This is a genomic window from Aquirufa originis, from assembly GCF_042714495.1.
GTDB classification, from domain to species: domain Bacteria; phylum Bacteroidota; class Bacteroidia; order Cytophagales; family Spirosomataceae; genus Aquirufa; species Aquirufa originis.
The window spans coordinates 330,586-354,086 of the sequence record NZ_JBBKXY010000002.1 but is presented as its reverse complement, the minus strand read 5'-3'; the positions used below and the strand labels follow the sequence as shown (position 1 = coordinate 354,086).

General features: G+C 45.5%; 3 protein-coding genes (1 of these 3 running past the window's edge). All 3 read left to right on the top strand.

The genetic code is table 11. From position 1 onward, the window contains the following. Tightly spaced (each overlapping or abutting the next), the 3 genes in view from SKC35_RS06845 to SKC35_RS06835 form a layout consistent with a single transcriptional unit that may run on beyond the window. A protein-coding gene (locus SKC35_RS06845) for a tandem-95 repeat protein (protein WP_377978647.1) crosses the window boundary here: on the top strand, positions 1–21,448 show its 3' portion. It extends 4,394 nt beyond the left edge of the window; only the last 21,448 of its 25,842 coding nucleotides appear in the window; the start codon falls outside the window, past its left edge; its stop codon occupies positions 21,446–21,448. Continuing rightward, on the top strand, positions 21,448–22,341 hold the full coding sequence (locus SKC35_RS06840; protein ID WP_377978646.1) for a PorP/SprF family type IX secretion system membrane protein: 894 nt from the start codon (positions 21,448–21,450) through the stop codon (positions 22,339–22,341). The genes SKC35_RS06845 and SKC35_RS06840 overlap by 1 nt, the downstream gene beginning before the upstream one ends. After that, positions 22,341–23,501, top strand: coding sequence for an OmpA family protein (locus SKC35_RS06835; protein ID WP_377978645.1), 1,161 nt, complete (start codon positions 22,341–22,343; stop codon positions 23,499–23,501). The genes SKC35_RS06840 and SKC35_RS06835 overlap by 1 nt, the downstream gene beginning before the upstream one ends.

Below are 23,501 nucleotides of genomic sequence, written 5' to 3'. Positions count from 1 at the left end.
CTCTGGTGGTGGGATTAATGCATCCGGTTATTCCAATGAGGTGTACTTTGAAACTTATACAAATTATCAATCAAGCGTATTTCCTAAACTTAATTGTATCACTGATACAGACGGAGATGGTATAGCTAATCATCAAGATTTAGATACGGATGGAGATGGTTGTCCAGATGCAAAGGAAGCGAGCATTACTGGAGATTTAATGTCTGGTACAATAAAGAACGTAACACTAAATAATTTAATCACATCATCAAATGTTGCAAGCAGTATAGCATCCGGAACCTATGGTGCTAATGGTTTTGCAGATGCCTTAGAAACTTCGTCGGAGTCGGGTGTTTATTCAGGAATGTATACGTATGAATCTGTTATATCTAAAGCGTTAAACCCATGTATTGATTCAGATAATGATGGACTGAATGATGTTCTTGATATTGACGATGATAACGATGGTATTTTAGACACGCAGGAGCAAGTGTCTTGTGTTTCTTATGGAGTAAATTTAGAAAATGTCAACTTCTCTGGTACGTCTTTAACCAACAAAACTAGTAATTCAATTACTACCAATACTCCTGCTTGGACGTCATCTTATTCTACAGAAAATTTTACGCTTCCATTATCCCTTAAATTTAATCGGTTAACAACAGATGGAACGGTGATGTTTGGTTTATTGCCAGCTGCTGCCGCACAAACACCAGATAACTACAACGATAATGGAGCTAAGTTTTATTTAGCTGCCACCCAAGCCTACGGTTATTTTAATGGCGGTGTATGGAGCTTTAGTCATGGAGCCGTAACTGGTAGTGAAGAATATAGTATTGATATTTCTGCGACGGGTTATGTGACAGTAAAAATAAATGGGGTACAAAAAACAGCATATCAAGGCGTTAACTCAGCTTATAAGTTAGCTATTTCGGGGGGATCAACATCTGCTTTGCTGTCTAATATTCGATTAACAAACAATACCTATTTAGAAAAAACTTTTTGTTCAGATCGAGATACAGATGGTGATGGCACTCCTAACCGTTTGGATTTGGATTCTGATGGAGATGGATGTAGCGATGCCTTAGAGGCAGGAACCACTTCAAGTCGATTAACAGATTTTGTACATACAACATCTATGAGCAATAATGGTTTTGCGGATGTATTAGAAACAAGTACAGACAATGGAACCTATAGTGGCACATATACTTTATTATATGCCTTAGATAGAAACACCAAAGCTTGTTTAGATACAGATGGGGATGCAGTTAGCGATTTGTTTGATTTAGACGATGATAATGATGGTGTATTAGATGCGGAAGAATGTGATGCACCGTCTTTTGCAAGTTGGACAGAGGAAGCAAAATATAAAACTAAAATAATGAGTTCTGCCTTTCACGGGACCTTATTTAGAAGTAAAACTGGAAAGTATTATGTGGCAGGACAATATGCTAAACCAGACGGCACAGATCAAGTAATACCTACGCTAGTTACACCTGCTAATGGCTATAATTATACGGGTGAAATAATTGATATGGCAGCCGTAGGTTCAAACAGTGCTTATATTTTAGCTACAACGGAAGGAATTTGGGTTTGGGGGTATTTAAATACCAATTTTGTATTACCAGGAACAACAAATACAGCGGCAAGTCCATTCCAAAAAGTAGTTTTACCTTCAGAAATTGATCCTAAAAACATCAAATCGATCAGTGCATCGACAAATAATTTCTTGATTTTATTGCAAGATGGAACGGTGTATGCAAATGCAATGACATTCCCATCTTTAAATGGATCAGGTTTGACGGCAACAACGAAAGGATTTACGAAAGTGTTAGTTTCGTCAAATACTCCATTAGCCAATATTGATCAGATTGAAGCTACTTCAGGTGGTTCAATCGCGGCTGATGTTACCAATAATAAAATCTATACTTGGGGTAACCAAGTGTATTTAGGAAACGGTTCGGCAGCATCCGATAGAAATTTCGCGACCGAAATGACCAATCCGTTGCCAAGCGGAACAGGAATTGCGATGATTGACGCGACCTACAGTACAAGCATGACGTACATGTTATTAGGTACCGATAAAAAGGTGTATGCAATGGGGTCTGGTTCAGCAGGAATTTTAGGCCAAAATAGTACGACTAATTCAACTAGTTGGTTGCAAGTTAAAGGGAAAGATGGCGTTGGATTTTTGGAAAATATAGAATATTTAAGCGCTCAAAATTCAACTGATTTATACACTTCAGCTTCAGTGATAACTAACACAGGACAGCCGCTGTCATGGGGTGATGCTGGAGGAAGTACCATGATTGGTTTGGGGAATGCAAATACGTTAGTTCCTAAAACACCCGACGGAATTTCTCCTACTGATAAAATTTATGTCATTGAAAATGGTGGCCACCTTACCCCAATGTTAAATGATAAAGGCGAAATTGGAAATGTTGGGCATAATGTTGCGGGTTCTTTTGGTGATGGTTCGACTCAAAATAGAGCAGTCTACATTTTCAATCCTTTTGAAAGAGGGACTGATTTTTCAGACAACATTGCCGCTACCTGTAACCCGGATATTGATGGCGACGGGATTATCAATCGTTTGGATTTAGATACGGATGGTGATGGATGTAGTGATGCTAAAGAAGCGGGCGTTTCTGGAACTTTAATTTCAGGTACCCTTGTCAACAAAGTAAATGGCTCATTAACAAACACATCTGTTTCGAACGCGATAGCTCAGGGAGTATATGGGACAAATGGTTTAGCCGACGGTGTAGAAACAAGTGCTAATTCAGGATTGATTAATTATGTATCCACTTACAGTAATTATGCAAAAAGCGCTACTGTAAATGTTTGTGCTGATTTTGACACCGATGGAGTCCCTGATATCATGGATATTGATGATGATAACGATGGTATTTTAGATGCCATAGAATCTCCCAATTGTTATTCGACAGCCACATTTTTTACAAGCGGTAATAGACAAGCTAGTATTACAATCTCATCAGAGATACCAAGAGTTAGCCCCAATAATCAACCCAAAAATTTAATTGATGGAGATGGGGCTACAATTGCCATTGGGTTTGTCAATAACTCTTCTATTGTAAACAAAGAATTGTATAAAATTACGTTTAACGATCCTGTTTCTTTATCACAATTAACGCTTCGTTTTGCCGATGGTAACAGTCACTTTAATTCGGGTGCAATAGTTAAAGTTCAAGCCAGTAACGATAATTCAACTTGGACAGATTTAAACACGGGAACAACCTTTAATACCCTTACGGACAATACGATTGTTGCTCCATTTTGGACAGCAAATACACCTAACGAAATATTTACGGTTACACAAAGCCAAGCTCGATATAAATTTTACCGTTTATATGGAACGGCAGGAACGGTTAATGTCAATGGGTATGCTACCGAATTTTATTTCACCACATCAACTAACTACGAACCAAGTTTCTACCCTAAAGCAACCTGTACTGCAACAGATACAGATGGAGATGGCATTACCAATAATTTTGATTTAGATTCTGATGGGGATGGTTGTCCAGATGCTAAAGAAGCTGGTGTAAGTACGGGAGCATTAACCAGTGCATCTATTCAAAATAAAGTAAATAATGTTTTAACTACTACTGCTAATGTAGCTAGTGCAGTTATTTCTGGGACTGTTGGGGCCAATGGCTTTGCTGATGGTTTAGAAACGGCAACAGAAAGTGCTGTTTACAGTGGTACACTCCTCTACAAATATGCAATTTCAACTAATTACAATGGTTGTTTAGATTCTGATAGTGATGGAGTAGGCAACTTATTTGATTTAGATGATGATAATGACGGGGTATTAGACTCACAAGAATGTGCGCCTTTTGACCCCAATAATGTGAATTATTCAAGGCAGTCATTTACCGTTACAAATGGAGCCTCAGCCTCTCAAACCTTTCCAGCAGCACCTGATGGCTTATTAGTCAATATTTGGTCTTTAGATAATTCATTCAATGTTCGTATCAATGGTACCCATTTAGTGAATCCTCAGGAATTAGAATATTTTGTTCCATACACATCCAATTCAGTTGTAGAATTTTTAGATGGGACATCGTATACAGCAGTATGGGACATTGCAGGAAATCAACAGCGACCTTTATCACGTATCTATATAAATAAATTGGGTGAAGTAAGCATTTTTGGATCGCGTACCTCTAATGGTCCATTAGAAGAAATGCGTTTACGATCAGGTTCTTTTAATAGAATAACCTTAAATACGAATGCACAGAATACCTTTCAAATAGGTCAAGTAGTAATCGGTCAAACGTTTATCACAGGTGATTATGGTGTGATTATTCCAGCTGATTGTGATTTTGATAAAGACGGAATACCAAACGAGATTGATTTAGATTCTGACGGAGATGGTTGTAGCGATGCAAAAGAGGCAGGTGTAACCGGAACATTGAATTCAGGTAGCATTATTAATTTAGCTTCAGGTTCAAGCTCTACCACGACAACCACGGCAAACGTAGCTAACACAATAGCTAATGGACCTTATGGTACGAATGGTTTTGCAGATGCATTAGAAACTTCAGGAAATGGCATTTACTCAGGTTTATATTCATATTATTATGCGGCAAGTTCAGCATTAAATGTCTGTTTGGATTCTGATAATGATGGTGTAATTGATCTTTCAGACATTGATGATGATAATGATGGTGTTCTTGATGCTTTGGAATCAATTACTTGTTTCTTCACCAATACGGAAGCAAGCTTACCTACGAAATTAACAACAGAGTTATTAATTTATAGTACGAATGCAATCATCAATGCAATAGATAAGGATGCTACAACTTATTCGGCATTCAGTACTGGACAAAATTGGGTAGGAAAAGAATTGTTTAGAATTACCCCAAGCGTTGTAGGACCTATTGCTATTAGTGGTGTACAAATGGAGTTAGTCAATTGGGCACTTTCAAGTACAACCGCCAATACCTTTAAATTACAAGGAAGTGTAGACAATGGTTCAACTTGGGCGGACTTATCTGCAGCAGTGAGTTCAACCGCAACTTCTGGTTTGTTCACTGTATCAAACACCTTGAATCCTAATATTAAATATACTTTATTCCGCATTGTTGGAGTTGCAGGAACTTGTGGTTATGGCGGTGTCTATGAATTACGTTTAGTTTTACCCACGTCTTATCAAGCAAGTTTGTATCCCAAAACTAGCTGTACCAATGATATTGATAATGATGGCGTATTTAATCATTTGGATCTAGACTCCGATGGGGATGATTGTCCAGATGCAAAAGAAGCAGGAGTTATAGGGACATTAACTACAGGAACAGTCATTAACCGTTCTGTTGGATCAACAACGAATACCACGACAGCCGGTGTTGCTAATTCAGTAGCCGCAGGGCAGTATGGATTAAATGGTTTTGCAGATGCATTAGAATCAACTGTAGATAATGGGGTATATAGTGGAACATATACCTATAATTATGCCATATCGAATTCTATTAACGCCTGTATAGATACCGATAATGATGGAGTGGGTGATGTGATTGATTTAGATGACGATAACGATGGCGTTCTGGATACGATAGAGGATAATTGCAGCATCATCACTACTAACAAAACGGGTTTAATTATTACAAAGCCTGCCACCATTAATTATAGCTATAACTCTAACACCATCAACAATTTGATAGATGGGGTAGATGCCAATGTCTACGTAGCAAACGGTCCAACGGGAACATTGAGCAATAGTCCTTGGTTTAATTTTGAATTCCCTACTCCTAAAGCATTGACTTATTTGGAAATAGGGCACTATGTAAATCAGTATTTATTCTCCTTAAGTTCTACCTATAAAATTCAAGGTAGCAGTGATAATACGAATTGGACAGATGTAACGGGAACTTTTACGTATAACAATGTTGCCACTTCTACGAGCGGTGGATTGTCATCTAATAATTCCAATATTGCGAATTTTGCCAGCAATCGAACAGCCTATAAATACTACCGAATCTATGGAATCTCTGGTGCAGCAGGAGCAGGCTGGGCCACAGAGATTTACTTTAAAGAAGCGAGTTGTGCTTCTGATATTGATGGTGATGGAATTCCTAACCGTTTAGATTTGGATTCTGATGGTGATGGTTGTCCAGATACAAGAGAGGCGGGAATTACTACTTCATTAACGAGCGGCTCGGTTACTAATATAGTGAGCAATGTTACTAGCACGACCACGGTAGCGAGTGCGGTAATATCGGGTACATTTGGTACCAATGGATTTGCAAATAGCATTGAAACGACGTCTGAGTCTGGGTCATATTCAGGGACGTATACTTACGATTTTGCTTTAGATGCAACTGTCAGTGCTTGTTTGGATACGGATAGTGATGGCGTGCCAAATATTCTTGATATTGATGATGACAACGATGGTATTTTAGATATAACGGAATATAACTGTGAAGTTTCTACTTTGGCCAAAACAGGGATAACCGTTTCCTCTACCGTCACATGGGGTTATAATGGAACCACCTTAAACAATTTAGTCAATGGTACGGAAGACCTAACCGCCTATACGACCGGAGATTTCTTGAATCAGACCATCTTGCAATTCAATTTGCCTACTGCTAAAGTTTTAGAACAAATTGAATTAAGTACACAGTCTGGACTGACTACTTTAGGTACAACGGGTACGTATAATATTGAGGGTTGGAACGGAACGGCTTGGGATGTTATTGAGAAGAATAAAACCTTTGGTAGTCCATCCGCACCTATCAGAGCACCGGGAAATACGTACAAATTCTATATGCCTAATAACCTGACGGCCTATACGAAGTACCGTATTTTTGGTACGTCAGCTAAAGGGACATATAATTCAAGTAGTTGGATTCAAGAAGCCTATTTCTTCGAACGCGCTTGTAATACAGATATAGATAATGACGGCATTAAAAACTGGTTAGACACTGATTCTGATGGTGATAATTGCCCAGATGCGGTAGAGGCGGGAACCACTGCCATAGCGACTTCGGGTGTTACAAGTAATGCAAAATTAAGTGCTGTTATAATTCCCGCACCTTATAGCGCGAATGGTTTTGCAACCGGTTTAGAAACTACTTCTGGAAGTGGCATCTATACTGGAACCTACACCTATAATTTTGTGGTGGATGCTTCTGTGAATGCATGTACAGATACAGATAGTGATGGAATTGCGAACGCCCTTGATATCGATGACGACAATGACGGCGTGCTCGATGTAACAGAATTAAACTGTGCTATTGCTATTGTTGCGAAGACAGGCATTACGGTTTCGTCGACGGTGACTTGGGGTTATACCGGTACGACTTTGGCGAATTTAGTCAATGGAAAAGAGGATCTAACTGCGTATTCTACCACAGATTTTATTGATCAAACTATTTTACAATTTGATTTTTCGGCTGCCAAAGCCTTAAATTTAATCGAGATCAGCACACAGAATAGTGGTACAACGTTAGGAACAACAGGTAAATATAATGTACAGGGATGGAATGGTTCGAAATGGATTAATATCTTAACGAATCAAACGTTTGCCATGACGGCGCCTGTACTAGCACCGGCAAATTCCTACACGATTAAAATGCCGTTTAATACGACGGCCTATACCAAGTACCGTCTTTTTGGTACCTCAACCAAAGGAACGGTCAGCACAACTACCTGGATTCAAGAAGCCTATTTTACAGAGCAAACGTGTAATCTAGATTCAGACGGTGATGGTATTCCTAATACACAAGACACGGATTCAGATGGTGATGGCTGTTCGGACGCCGTGGAGGCGGGAACTGTCACAGGAACTTCAGCGACAACGGTTGCTGGTACCTATGGTGCCAATGGTTTTGTCAATACACTAGAAACATCAACAGAGTCAGGGATTTATTCAGGCACTTATTCGTATCAATTAGCGACAGATGCCACCTTTAATTCTTGCCTTGACACCGATAATGATGGGGTGGTAGATGTGATGGATATCGATGACGATAATGATGGAATTTTAGATAGCGTCGAATGTCCAGCCACTGAATTAATATCTAATGGCAACTTTGCAAATGGTACTACCGGTTGGACCGTAGGTACCGGATGGACATTGATTGATGGCACAATGGCTAATTTTAGTGATGGTGCGGCTAATTTCAAATTAAGCCAAACTATCGGTAGACCCTATCCAACCACGCGTCCAGGTTATGTAGATTTCAAAGTAGATGTAAAAGCAACGGGGTATAATAATATACCATCGAATGGCTATACTGCATCCATAATCATGCAAGTAAACGGTATTCAATATGCCGTTCTAACGAATCCTGCAAATAATACCACAACTGCCACCATTCAAACTTCTAATGGGGCATTAAGTTCAATCAGTACTTTCCCTGTTCAATTAGCTTCAGGCCCTTTTACGACGGTAACAATCTCCATACCAAGTAACGTATTTTATACGAGCAATTCCATGGAAGTTGGGTTTACTGCGGGTAACGACGACTTCTATATTGGCAACGTTTCGGTTTCTAGCAGTCCTAATTTAGCGGCTTGCGATACGGACAGAGATGGTATACCAAATTCAAGAGATTTAGATTCTGACGGCGACGGTTGTTTCGACGCAGTGGAGGCGAAAACAACCTATCATTCAGGCTCGGGCGTAAGTAGTTCTGCTAAATTAACGACGAGCACTTTGACAGGAGCTATTGGCGCGAATGGTTTCATCGACGGCATTGAAACTGGAACAGAAAGTGGTTTGTATAGCGGTACTTATTTGTATTCTCGTGCTACAGATCCAACGATTAAATCGTGTATCGATTCTGATTTTGATGGGGTTCCAGATGTGGATGATTTAGATGATGATAATGATGGGATTTTAGATGCAGCGGAATGTAGCGTTGCATTGATGATTGAAAATACACCGGCAAATTTAGGACAGGTTTCTCGTAAGAGCTGGACGCTGACTGGTTATGACGAGGCAGCAGTAAATACTTACGCGGGAACGACTTTCGGGGGTGTGCGAGCAGAGGCTACTCAAAATATATATGGAGAAGTAAAACTTCCTCCAGCTACACCAACCGTAGTTCAAGAGCCTATTAATTCGTTGGATATCCCATCAGCAAATTTGGGAACAATTGTATACCGTGAAGTCTTTGTCAAAATTCCAGCTACCACCTCATTTAGTACGGCAAGTCAAATTAACTTTAGAATCGCGTATACGTCTACTATTTGGAATACGGCAATGCTTTATATGTCTCACGCGGGAGCGACTATTACCACTCCAATTCAAGGTGGTGGCGGAAGTAACAGCGTACTTCTAAATGCAAATAGCACTGATTTAAAACTGGTATCTCAAACAAAGTACGGAAGTGTACAAGCTTACCAAGGAGGTACATTCGTTGTAAGTGCTGCCAATGCGGGGAAATGGGTTCGAATGGCTGTGGCGATGCACGATGGTATCAATAATGAACAAGCAACGGTTCAATATACCTTGGGAAGTTCTACCACTTGGCTACCTGTCGATGTGGCGAATGGTTTCCAATTTGCTGCAACTGGTTTTGGTAACTCATTAGACGACTCAAGACTCGTTTGTGACTTCGACGGCGACGGAATCCCTAACTCGCAAGATCTAGACTCTGACGGCGACGGTTGTTCTGACGCGAACGAAGCGTACAATAATGTGTTGACGCAGGGTACGGATGGTAACCAACAATTTGGCACAAATCCAATCACGGTAGATGCCACAGGTAAGATTACGAGTGCGACATATACCGGCACGAATAGTAATTATTTAAGTGCTGGAGCGGCGAGCGTTATCACGACACAACCGGCAGATCAATCTACTACGCCTGGTGGTTCTGCTGTATTCTCTGCGAATGTTACGGCGGGAACGGGCACGACTACCTACCAATGGCAAGTGAGTTCTGATGGTGGGAATACCTGGTCGAACGTGACGAATTCTTCGACTTATGCCGGTGCGGGAACGAGTACTTTGGCGGTGAGCAATGTGTCCATTGCGATGAAAGGTTACCGCTATCAATTGCTGTTATCGCAGTCGAATTATGTGTGCGGAAATGTGACGTCGTCTGCTGCCAAAATCCTGATGTCTAACACGCCATCGATTGTGGATGATGCCAAAACAGGAACGGAAGACACGCCCCTAACTGGCAATGTTTTAACGAACGATACAGGATCAGGAACACCCGCAGCAGCTCTAACAGTAACGACGTTTACGGTAGGTGGCGTTACGTATAATGCCGGCCAAACAGCGACGATTGCGAATGTGGGAACGTTCGTGATGAATGCTGACGGCAGCTTCACTTTCACGCCTGTCGCGAATTACAATGGCTCAGTTCCAGCGATCGAATACACGGCGACGGATGCGAATGGAGGGTCGGATGTAGGGGCTTTGGCCTTAACCATCACCCCAGTCAACGACGCGCCAGTCGCGATAGATGATGTCATTGCTACGAATGAAAATACCCCAGTTTCTGGCAATGTTTTAACTACCGGAACTGCGGATTCTGATGCAGACGGAAATACGTTAACCATTACGCAATTCACGATCAACGGAATCACCTATAACCCTGGTGATGTTGCGAATATTCCGGGCAAAGGTTCGATCACCATGAACGCAAATGGCTCGTATACGTTCACGCCTACGGCAGGTTATTCTGGAGCCGTTCCGAACTTAGATTATACGCTAAGCGATGGTAACGGAGGCTCAGATGTAGGTCGTTTAACCATTACGGTTAATCCGGTAAATGATCCGCCATTAGCGACGGATGATATTGTCACTATTTTACAAGGAAGTACCGCGACTGGCAATTTATTGACGAATGACGCGGATGTAGATGCGGGCGCAACCTTAACCGTAACTTCGTTTAGCTTTACGATTAATGCAACGACCTATACGAATACAACGGGTTCTAGTTTAGTCACGATGCCGGGTATAGGAACCATTCAGATTAGTGCAAATGGGGCTTATAGTTTTGTTCCTAGCGGAACCTACACCGGAACTGTTCCGCCTATTTCTTATACGCTAAGTGATGGATCGCTGACTGATATAGGACTATTAGACATTTTTGTGGCGCCAGTGAATGCAAATCCTGATGCAGTAAATGATGTGAATTCTACTCAGGAAGATACGCCTGTTTCCGGAAATGTTCGCTCAAACGACACCGATGCGGAAACTACAAATACATCTTTAGTCGTAACCCAATATTCATTTACGGTAAGTGGCGTAACCTACACGTATCCAGCCGGGTCGACCAATGTGATTCCGGGTGCAGGAACTATTGTGATGAATGCGAATGGAACGTATACATTTACGCCATTCCCTAATTACAACGGGACTGTTCCTACCATTACGTATACCATTAGCGATGGAAACGGGGGTACTGATACGGGAACATTGAACATCAATGTGACCGCGATGAATGATAGGCCAATTGCCGTTAATGATGACAATAAAACAACGCCGGAAGACACACCAGTCACGGTGAATGTGTTAGCGAATGATTCGGATATTGATGGTAATACTACTTTGACAGTTACTCAATTTACGATTGCAGGAATAAACGGTTCATTTACGACCTCTTCGATTGCTACGATTCCAAATGTCGGAACAGTCACAGTCACGCCTAACGGCGATTTAACATTTACGCCAGTCGCGAATTACACGGGATCAATTCCTACCATCACGTATACGGTTACAGATGGTTTCGCCACGAATACAGCCAATGTAAACATCGCAGTAACGCCAGTTAATGATGCACCGACGGTTTCTAACGAAACGCGTATAACACCTGAAAATACAGCGATCACTGGCTTTAGTGTATTAACAAATGACACGGATGTTGAAACGGCAACAGCTTCTTTAACCGTTACCCAAATCACGGTGGGCGGTGTTACCTACCCAGCGGGATCTATTGTGGAATTAACAGGGGTAGGATCGGTGATTGTGAACGCAGATGGGACGTATACGTTTACGCCTAACCGCGGGTATTTTGGCACAGTTCCTGTGATTACTTATGCTGTTTCAGATGGAAACGGAGGAGTAACTTCAGGTACGCTAAGCATCACGGTTACACCGGTAAATGATCCGCCAGTGGTGGCTCCAGAAACGGTCAATATGCTGGAAGATGCGGTCGCTACGGGTAATTTATTAACGAACGATTCAGACCCAGAAAGTAATCCATTAACGATCACTCAATTTACGATTGCAGGTATCTCTGGAACATTTACATCGACGGCAACGATTCCAGGAGTAGGAGCGATTACGATCAACGCAAATGGAACCTATACCTTTACGCCTACAGCGAATTATAATGGTATTGTTCCGATGATCGAATACACCGTTAGTGATGGCCAAGGGGCATCGACGAATGGTAATTTAACGATTGTAGTAGCGCCTGTGAACGATGCGCCTATCGTGGCAAATGAGAATTTATCCGAACCGATTAATACGCCTATCACGAATAATGTGTTAACAAATGATCGTGATGTGGAGGGTTCTTCGTTAAGTATTACGGCATATTCGATAGGTGGTGTGAGTTACCCGGCAGGTCAATTAACGACCATCACAGGGGTAGGAACCATCATCATCAATGCGGACGGAAGTTTCGTGTTTACACCAGCTTTAAATTATTATGGATCCGCTCCAGCGATTAGTTATACGGTTTCAGATGGAACGGCGACGAGCACAGGAACCTTAAGCTTAACCATCACTCCGATCGATGCGGATGGTGACGGAATTCCAGATGCAACGGAGAAAGGCTCAGGCACTCCAAGAGATACGGATGGAGACGGAACGCCAGACTGGTTAGATCTAGATTCAGATAACGACGGAATTCCAGATAGCCTAGAAGATGCCGTTTGTATCGGATTCTTACCTTGTACGCCTACGGATACGGATGGAGATGGAACTCCAGATTACCGTGATTTAGATAGCGACGGCGATGGAATTGCTGATTCGATTGAAGATAGCGGTTGCACCGGAACGGCACCTTGTACCCCTACGGATACGGATGGCGATGGAACACCTAACTATTTGGATTTAGATTCAGATGGTGATGGAATTACGGATGCGATTGAAAAAGGACCGACATCTACTCCGCGCGATACGGATAATGATGGCACGCCAGATTATTTAGATACAGATAGCGATGGTGATGGTATTTTAGATCGTATCGAAGGAACGACAGATACGGACGGTGATGGTATTCCAAATTACCTCGATCCTGATAGTGATGGCGATGGCATTTCGGATGCGATCGAAGGAACAGTCGATACGGATGGGGATGGAAATCCGAACTACATTGATACCGATTCTGACGGCGATGGTATTACAGATGCGATCGAAAAAGGACCTACCGGAACTCCAGTGGATACGGATGGAGATGGTACGCCGGATTACAAAGATTTGGACTCAGACAACGACGGTATTTTAGATAGCCTAGAGGGCTCAACGGATACGGATGGAGACGGTATTCCCAATTTCCGAGATCTGGATAGCGATGGCGATGGCATTGCCGATCGGGCAGAGGGCACCGTTGATACGGATGGTGATGGCACGCCTAATTTCTTAGATGTTGATAGTGACGGCGATGGTATCCCTGATCGTGTAGAAGGAACCGTCGATACAGACGGAGATGGTATTCCAAATTACCTGGATACGGATAGTGATGGCGATGGAATTTTGGACAGCATCGAAGACGCAGGTTGCACCGGCACCGCACCTTGTACGCCTACGGATACAGACGGAGACGGCACGCCTAATTACCTAGACTTAGACTCAGATGGAGATGGTATTTCGGATAACATCGAAAAAGGTCCAACGGGCACTCCGGTGGATACGGATGGCGACGGTATTCCTGATTATCTAGACTTAGATTCTGATGGCGATGGCATTACCGATGCCATTGAAAAAGGTACAGGAACCACTCCGCTGGATACAGACGGTGATGGCACGCCTGACTTTAGGGATTTAGATTCTGATGGCGACGGCATCACGGATGCGATTGAAGGAACCACCGATACGGACGGCGACGGCATTCCGAATTACCGTGATTTAGATTCAGACGGTGATGGTAAATCGGATGCGACAGAAGGCAACGTAGATACCGACCTTGACGGAACGCCTAACTATTTAGACTTAGATTCAGATGGTGACGGTGTGTTAGATGCGGTAGACCAATGTCCATTAGTGGCTGGTTTAGCGAACTTGAATGGATGTCCCTTAGATAGCGACGGTGACGGATTAGTTGATACCGTGGATACCGATGATGACAATGATGGCATCTTGGATACGGTGGAGGCAGCAGCTTGTAGCCCATCTGCAGTAGATTGTGATACGGATGGCGACGGTATCCCGAATCGTTTGGACTTAGACTCTGACGGCGATGGTATCAAAGACATCACGGAAGCCAATGGGACGGATGCAAATAACGATGGCATTGCTGATGGCGCAGTAGACAGCAACGGTGTTCCAGCTTCTGCGAACGGGGGTTTAACGCCGCCTAATACAGACGGAACGGGTAACAGCAATCCGTATGATTTGGATTCAGATGGCGACGGCATTTCGGATGCGATCGAGAAGGGAAATGGGTCTACTTTGGCAGATACAGATAATGACAACATCCCTGATTATTTAGATACGGATTCTGACGGCGATGGTATCACGGACGCAGTGGAAGGATCCATCGACACGGATGGCGATGGAATTCCAAACTTCCGAGATCTTGATTCTGACGGCGATGGTATACCTGATATTAATGAAGGTGTAACCGATACGGATGGCGATGGTATTCCAAATTACAAAGATCTAGATTCAGATGGTGATGGTATTACGGATGCGATTGAGGATGCGGGATGTTTGGGAATTGTTCCTTGTACCCCTACGAATTCGGATAATGACAATATCCCTGATTACTTGGATGCGGATAGCGATAATGATGGTATTCCAGATGCAATAGAGAAAGGACCTACAGGAACACCGGTAGATACGGATTCAGATGGAACGCCAGATTACCTAGATACGGACAGTGACGGTGACGGGATTTTAGACAGCGTAGAAGATGCGGGTTGCACCGGTACGACGCCATGTACTCCTACGGATACAGATGGTGATGGTATTCCGAACTTTAGAGATTTGGATTCAGATGGAGACGGCATTTCGGATGCGATTGAAGGAACCACTGATACTGATAATGATGGAAGACCAAACTACCTAGATGTGGATAGTGACGGGGATGGCATTTCCGATGCTTTGGAAGGTAACACCGATACAGACGGCGACGGCATTCCTAATTATTTAGACCTAGATAGTGATGGCGATGGTATCCCAGATAGCATTGAAAAAGGGCCTACGTCTACTCCGGTAGATTCGGATAATGATGGTACGCCTGACTATTTAGATCTTGATACGGATGGTGACGGTATTCCAGATAGCGTGGAAGATGCCGGTTGCACAGGCACCGCGCCTTGTACACCTACGGATACAGACGGCGACGGCATCCCGAATTATAGAGATTTAGATTCTGACGGTGACGGTATTCCAGACAGCGTAGAGAAAGGTGCGAATGGGTCTTCGCCAGATAATACAGACGGCGCATTGGGACCAGATTACCTAGATACCGACTCTGATAATGACGGAATCTTAGACGCAGTTGAACGCGGTATCGATGGAAATAATCCATTAGACACCGATGGCGATGGCATCCCAGATTACAAAGAAGTGGATAGTGATGGCGACGGTATTCCAGATGCAGTAGAAGGCACGGTCGATACAGATGGTGATGGTATTCCGGATTACCGTGATTTGGACTCTGATAATGATGGCATTTTAGATGCAACGGAAGACGCAGGTTGTACCGGAACGGCACCTTGTACCCCTACAGATACGGATAATGATGGTATCCCAAATTACAAAGATTTGGATTCAGATGCTGACAATAAACCGGATCAATCAGAGGGAACCACGGATTTTGATGGAGACACGATTCCGAATTACTTAGATCCAGATTCTGATGGCGATGGCATTAATGACAACGTAGATCAGTGTCCATTATTACCGGGAATTGCTGGCAACAATGGTTGTCCATTAGATACGGATGGGGACGGTGTTTACGATACGCTAGACCTGGATGACGATAATGATGGCATTTTAGATACAGTAGAAGCGGCAGCTTGTTCGCCATCAGCACCAGACTGCGATACCGATGGCGATGGCATCCCGAATCGCCTAGATCCAGACAGTGATAACGACGGCATTTCAGACGTGAGAGAATCCAATGGTACGGATGTAGATGGCGATGGAAAAGTAGATGGCGGAGTAGACGCAAATGGAGTTCCTAGTTCGACAAATGGGGGTTTAACTCCTCCAAATACCGACGGAACCACCTTGCCTGATCCATACGACACGGATAGTGACGGCGACGGAATTTCGGATGCTTTGGAAAAAGGACCGAACGGAAATGCCCCAGTCGACACAGACGGCGACGGCATCCCAGATTACCGCGATACGGATTCAGATAATGACGGCATCCCAGATAGCGTAGAACGCGGAACAGGTGCGGCGATCTTAGACACGGATGGTGACGGTATTCCAGACTTCCGCGACACGGATTCAGACAACGACGGCATCACGGATGCAGTGGAGAAAGGCCCATCTGGCGCGACCCCATTGGATACGGATTTAGATGGCATCCCTAACTACCGCGACCTCGATTCAGACGGTGACGGCATGACCGATGCGACCGAAGGAACGGTCGATACGGATGGCGACGGCAAACCGAATTACATCGATGTGGATAGTGATGGCGACGGAATTTTGGACAGCATCGAAAAAGGATTTAACCCAGCTTCTCCTGTCGACACGGATGGCGATGGCATTCCTAATTACAAGGATCTAGATTCTGACGGAGATGGCATTCCTGATGCAATTGAAGGTACGACGGATTCAGATGGAGACGGTATTCCAAATTACCTCGATACAGATTCTGACGGCGACGGCATCTTGGATAGCATCGAAGACGATGGCTGCACCGGCACTGCGCCTTGCACGCCTACTGATACAGACGGCGATGGCATCCCGAACTACTTAGACCTAGATACAGACGGCGACGGTAAAACCGATGCGGTCGAAAAAGGCCCTGGTTCGACCCCTATGGACAGCGACGGAGACGGCATTCCTGATTACCGCGATGTGGATAATTTAGGCAAGCCGGATGTGAACGTGACGAACAAATCCGTTCCAGTAAGCGGAAATGTGAAAACGAATGATCCAGTTCCAGCGGGAACCACGTATGGTCATCCAGCCCAACTAGCCGGCGCGACCTTAACGATGAACGCGAACGGAACCTATACTTTCACTTCGGCAGTGCCAGGCAAATACGTGTATTATATTTCAGTTTGTGGGCCAAATCAAACGTCCGGTTGCCCTCAAACTCCATTAGAGATCACGGTATTAGATCCATTAGTGGCGGATGCTCCGGTGGCGAATAACGATCACGTGACGATGGAACAAGGAACCGTGAAGACGGTGAATGTATTAGCGAACGACAAAGCCGGCGAGGTAAATAATGCGTTGGTTCCATCAAGCTTAAGCATCACGACAGCGCCTGCTCACGGTACGACACTGATCAATAGTGACGGAACAATTCGCTATACTCCTAGTCCGTATTTTGTAGGAACGGATAGTTTAGTGTATAGCATTTGTGATAACCAAAATCCTGCCTTATGTAAAACCGCTGTTCTCTACTTCACCGTAGAAGCGGCAGGCGCTCCGGCGGTAACGACGGCGGTGGATGACTACAATAACGTGGCCTCGGGAACCCCTGCAACTGGCGCATTGTTAACAAATGATTCGAACACAACTGGAGCCGCTTTAACGGCTAGTTTAGTAACGGGACCTAGCTCTGCGCAAGGAACGTTTACGATGAATGCGAACGGAACATATACCTTCACCCCTACGGCTGGATTTAGTGGTCCAGTAGACATTGTTTACCAAGCGTGTACGACGGGTAATATTTGCTCGAAAGCAACGCTCCACATCCTAGTGGATCCGGCGCCAGTCATAGTGAATGACGCGGCATCGGGCTATGCGAATGTGCCAGTTAGCGGAAATGTTTCGACGAACGACGTGATTCCTACCGGTTCTACGTATGGTCAACCAGCTGCATTAACCGGAGCGACAATAACAGTCGCGGCTAACGGAACCTACACGTTCACAGCCACTGTGGCCGGAACTTACACGTATACGATTCCAGTATGTGCACCGGGTCAGACCGTGAATTGTCCGACGGAAACGTTAGTGATTACCGTTAATGAGCCAGGTCCAGTGGATGACACGGCGACTGCGTTTGCTAATGTGGCGAAAACGGGTGATATTTCGACTAATGATTTAAATCCAGCAGGCACGACCTTCGGCCAGCCAGCTGCCATAACTGGTGCAACGATAACAGTCGCGGCTAACGGAACGTACAGTTTCACTGCGACAGCTGCAGGAACTTACACGTATACGATTCCAGTATGTGCACCGGGTCAGACGAGCAATTGTCCTACGGAGACCTTGGTGATTACGGTGACAGAACCGACACCAGTAGACGACACGGCGACTGCGTTTGCTAACGTTCCTAAAACCGGAAACATCGCTACGAACGACAGCAACCCAGCCGGTACGACTTTCGGTCAACCTACGCAACAAACGGGAGCGACAATCACCGTAAATGCGGACGGAACCTACACGTTCACAGCCACTGTGGCCGGAACGTATACCTACACGATTCCAGTCTGTGCACCGGGTCAGACGGTTAATTGTCCTACGGAAACGTTAGTGATAACGGTGAATGAACCGGGGCCTGTAAATGATACAGAAACCGCGATCACGAACGTTGCGAAAACGGGTGATGTTTCGACTAATGATTTAAATCCAGCGGGCACTACCTTCGGTCAGCCAGCTGCCATAACTGGTGCAACAATCACGGTAAATCCGGACGGAACGTACAGCTTCACAGCAACAGCTGCAGGAACTTATACCTATACGATTCCGGTATGTGCACCAGGTCAGACAGTGAATTGTCCTACGGAAACGTTAGTGATAACGGTGACGGCGCCTACCGTGACGCCGCCGCCAGTAACGCCTCCGGCATTAACTAAACCGATTGTCCAAAACGATTATGCCACCACGCCTATGAACGTGCCTGTCATCATTCCGGTCTTATTGAATGATAGCTCGACGAATGCGGGTAAAGTCATCAACGTGTCCTCTGCTCGTGTAACCGTAGAGCCAGTGCATTGCACGGCGGTGTTTAATGCAGATGGAACGCTGACCTACACTCCAGCTATAGGTTTTGTGGGAACGGATAGTTTAACGTATTCGATCTGTGACGATGCGGTACCAGCGAATTGCCAAACAGGGGTTGTCTACATCACCGTCACGGCGGTTCCACCGGTAGCACCTTATTTGGCACCTACCACTAATCCAGACATCGATGCGACAAACATCAATGTGCCGGTGAGCGGTAATGTGTCGACGAACGATGTTCCGGGTGCGACTTATGGTCAGCCAGCGCAACAATCGGGGGCGACGATTACGGTCAATGCGAACGGAACCTACAGCTTCACGGCGACGATTCCGGGTGTTTACACGTACCTAGTTCCCGCTTGTCCTACGGGCCAAACGACGAACTGCCCTACGGTTCCGCTCGTGATTACGGTCAGCGATCCGTTAAAAGATAGCAATAGTCCGGTCGCGAATACGGATTTGGCGACGGTTAATGCGGGATCATCTGTGACGACGAAAGTTTTGGCAAATGACAAAGCAGCAAATCCTGCGGCGAGTCTGAATCCAGCGAGTTTGGCAATCGTAACCAACGGAGCGAACGGAACGGCCGTGGTGAATTCGGATGGAACGATAAGCTATACGCCAAAAGCAGGCTTCACCGGAGTGGATGAAATCACCTATAAAATCTGTGATAATTCGACGCCGGCCCTTTGCTCGACAGCGAAAGTTACGTACACGGTTCAGCCGGTTGCAGAGCCAGCGAAGACCTTTGCGACGGATGATTATAACAGCACGCCAGCGGGATCTCCTGCGACGGGATCTGTGGTAGCGAACGACGGAAATACGGCAGGCGAGACCTTGACAGCAACGATTGTTAGCGGGGTTTCAGCGGCGGAAGGAACGCTCGTGTTTAAGGCGGACGGAACTTATACCTTCACGCCGGCGCCAGGATTCTCTGGTCCGGTGGATGTGGTTTACACGGTATGTTCTGCGAGCAATGTGTGCGCGAAAGCGACGCTTCACCTAGTCGTGAATCCGGCGCCAGTGATCACGCCTGACTTTAACGCGACCTTGATCGGGATTCCGGTGAACGGTAGCGCGGCGACGAATGACGTGGTGCCAGCGGGATCGACGTATGGACAGCCGGCTTCGATCAGCGGCGCGAGTCTGCAGATGAATCCGGATGGAACGTATCGCTTTAGTTCGACGACGCCGGGAACGTATGAGTATTTAGTTCCAGTTTGTGCCAAAGCCCAAACGACCAACTGTCCTCTCGTTCCATTAGTCATCACGGTGAGCGATCCGAATGCCATCACGAATCCACCGATCGCCAATGCGGACGTGGTTTCAGTGGCTGCGGGTTCTCCGGTAACGACGAACGTGCTAGCGAATGACCAGGCGGCGAATGTGGGAGGAGTGCTGGTGTATAGTACTTTGGCAATCACCAACGCACCACTCAATGGAACCGCGAAAGTCAATGCGGACGGAACGATCACGTACACGCCAGCGCCAGGATTCGTAGGCACAGACGTGTTAACCTACACGGTCTGCGATAACAGCCAGCCGGCACTTTGCAAGACCGCGAAAGTGTACTACACGATAGGGGCCTCGGCTTCAAAAAACTTGCTCGCCTCAGATGACTTTGCGACGACGCAGGGAGGTGTGGTCAGCGGAAACGTGTTAGGAAACGATAAGAGTTCGACGGGCAGCGCCTTGACAGCGACGGCGGTGACGAACGTGGATCCTGCGAAAGGAAGCTTCAGCTTAAGTCCTTCTGGAGCCTATACCTTCACGCCAGCGGCGGGTTATGTAGGACCAGTGGATATCATTTACTCGGTGTGCAGTGCGGATGGAAAATGTACCCAAGCGACCTTGCACATTACCGTTTTACCGGTGCCGGATATGATCGCACCACAGGCCATCACGCCTAATGGGGACGGTAAAAATGACACCTTGATTTTCCGTGGCTTGCCTGGATTGAATATTGAAAACCGCTTGACGATTTACAACCGTTGGGGTAACATCGTGTTCTCGACGGGTAATTACCAAAACAATTGGTCAGGTCAAACGGACAATGCTTTTGGGGCGCTTGCAACAGACAGTCAGCTGCCGGATGGAACGTATTATTACATCCTTGACTTCTTTGGTGCTAGACCAAACCTAGGCAATTATGTGTACTTAGATAGATCTTCGAACTAATGAAAAAGAGTTATATACTGATTTTGTTTTTGCTGGTTAGTTTGCGCTCGTTTGCGCAGATCGAGACCATGTATTCGATGTACCGTATTAACCCGATTATTTCATCACCGGCTTATGCGGGAACGATGGAGGCGGGGCACCGCGGGGAAATCGTGATGATGGACCGCCAGCAATGGTTAGGGATTCAGGGGGCGCCGCGGACGTTGGCCTTAACGGCGAACTTTCAATACAAACCCAAAATAGGCGGAGGCTTCTTATTGCTCGCAGATCAGGCGGGACCTTTGCGCATCTCGACGATGGCGGGCGATTTAGCCTACCACGTGCAGTTTAATCCGGAGTGGAGCATGGCTGGCGGGATTCGCTTAGGCGTTTCTTCGGTGTATTTAGATTATGACGGCATCCAAGTGGTGGACCCGAATGATCCGATATTAGCGACGAATAAAGGCTCAGGATTGAAAGGAAATACGGGCTGGGGCGTGCGCTTTAATCACAAAGGCGGATTCTTCGCGAGCTTGTCGATGCCGCGGGTGTTGAGCTACGATTTTGGCGGGTTTTCTGGAGCCTACAAGGACGTGACGTATTTGTATATTAATGCCGGAACGACCGTGCGCGTGAACGATCAATTGTCGTTTTCACCATCGTTTATGGCACGTGCCGCACAGGACGTTCCACTGAGCTGGGACGTGAATGTAATGGCTCGGATAGGGAAGGCCTTTGATGCGGGTTTGGCCTATCGACATAAGGATAGTTATGGATTACGTTTTGGGATGCAAGCAAACCCCAAAATCTACCTCGGCTACATCTACGAAATGCCCATTTCCGGCCTGAGCAAAGTGAGTAACCAGACGCACGAAATCGCGATTCGCCTGTCTATTTTAAATTCTCCGAAATAATGAAGAAGCTATTTTTTATCCTGTTAAGTTTCTCTGCTTTTGCTCAGCAAAGCACCGTGGAAGAGATAAAATACACCCCGCGTCACAGCATGGCGTTGCTGTTAGGGGGCACGAATCGTTGGATGCAGGAGTTACCATCGCGCCGTGATTTCTTAGTTAATTATACTGAATTAGGGTTGCAATATGCCCGCGAAACGAAGCCGAATGTGGACGTTTTTGGGACCTTATTATTCGGTCTCAATGGGTCGCGCGATCGCTATACTTCCGCGGGCCTAGGTCTTCGCTATTACCTGCGTGATAGGGATAAGTTTCGCCTGAAACCGTTTGGGCAGTTTGCGGGGGATGCTGTTTTCGATAATAATTATAACCAAACCTACCGTGATGTAGATTTCGCCGGTTCCATCGCCGCGGGCGTGGATTATAAGGTGGCGGAACACTGGCTTTTGCGTGGTCTCACGCAGGTGGGATTCCCGTTTTTTGTGTCAGGAAAACTAGATCCATTGAATCATAGAGGGACGAATTTTAGTACGACTTTAGGGCTGGTATTTGAGTGGGGTCATTCGCCTATCGCTGAACCGGTGCCTGATGTGGTGGCGGCTCCATTAGATACCGATGGCGATGGTATATTGGATTCTGAGGATGATTGCCCTACGGTGAAAGGGGTGCGCGAAAATAAAGGTTGTCCGTCTGATAAAGATGGTGATGGGGTGATCGATGCGCTGGATGATTGTCCAGTGGTGGCTGGTTTGAAGGAGTTGAAGGGTTGTCCTCCGGTAGTTCCTTCGGAGGCTCCGGTTCTGGCTGCTGTTGATCCGCGTCGCGAGGTGAATCTTGATTCGCTTTTCGATACCGTGGTTTATTTCCGCACGGATAAGTCGTGGATAGGGCCGATGAATGCGCGTAAATTAGACCGCATTATTTCCTTGTTAGCGGAGTATCCTTTTGTGAATGTGAAGCTTCAAGGTCACACGGATTACCGCCAGACCGAGCAATATAATGAAGGACTTGCGGAGCGTCGTGTGGCGTCTGTTCGCCGTTACTTGATGCAACGCGGAGTTTCTGCGGATCGCTTTAAGGGCGAGACCTTCTCAGAGTTAGTGCCGGCTTCGAAGACGGATCTGCAGTTGAATCGTCGTGTAGAGGTACATATTTGGAAATAG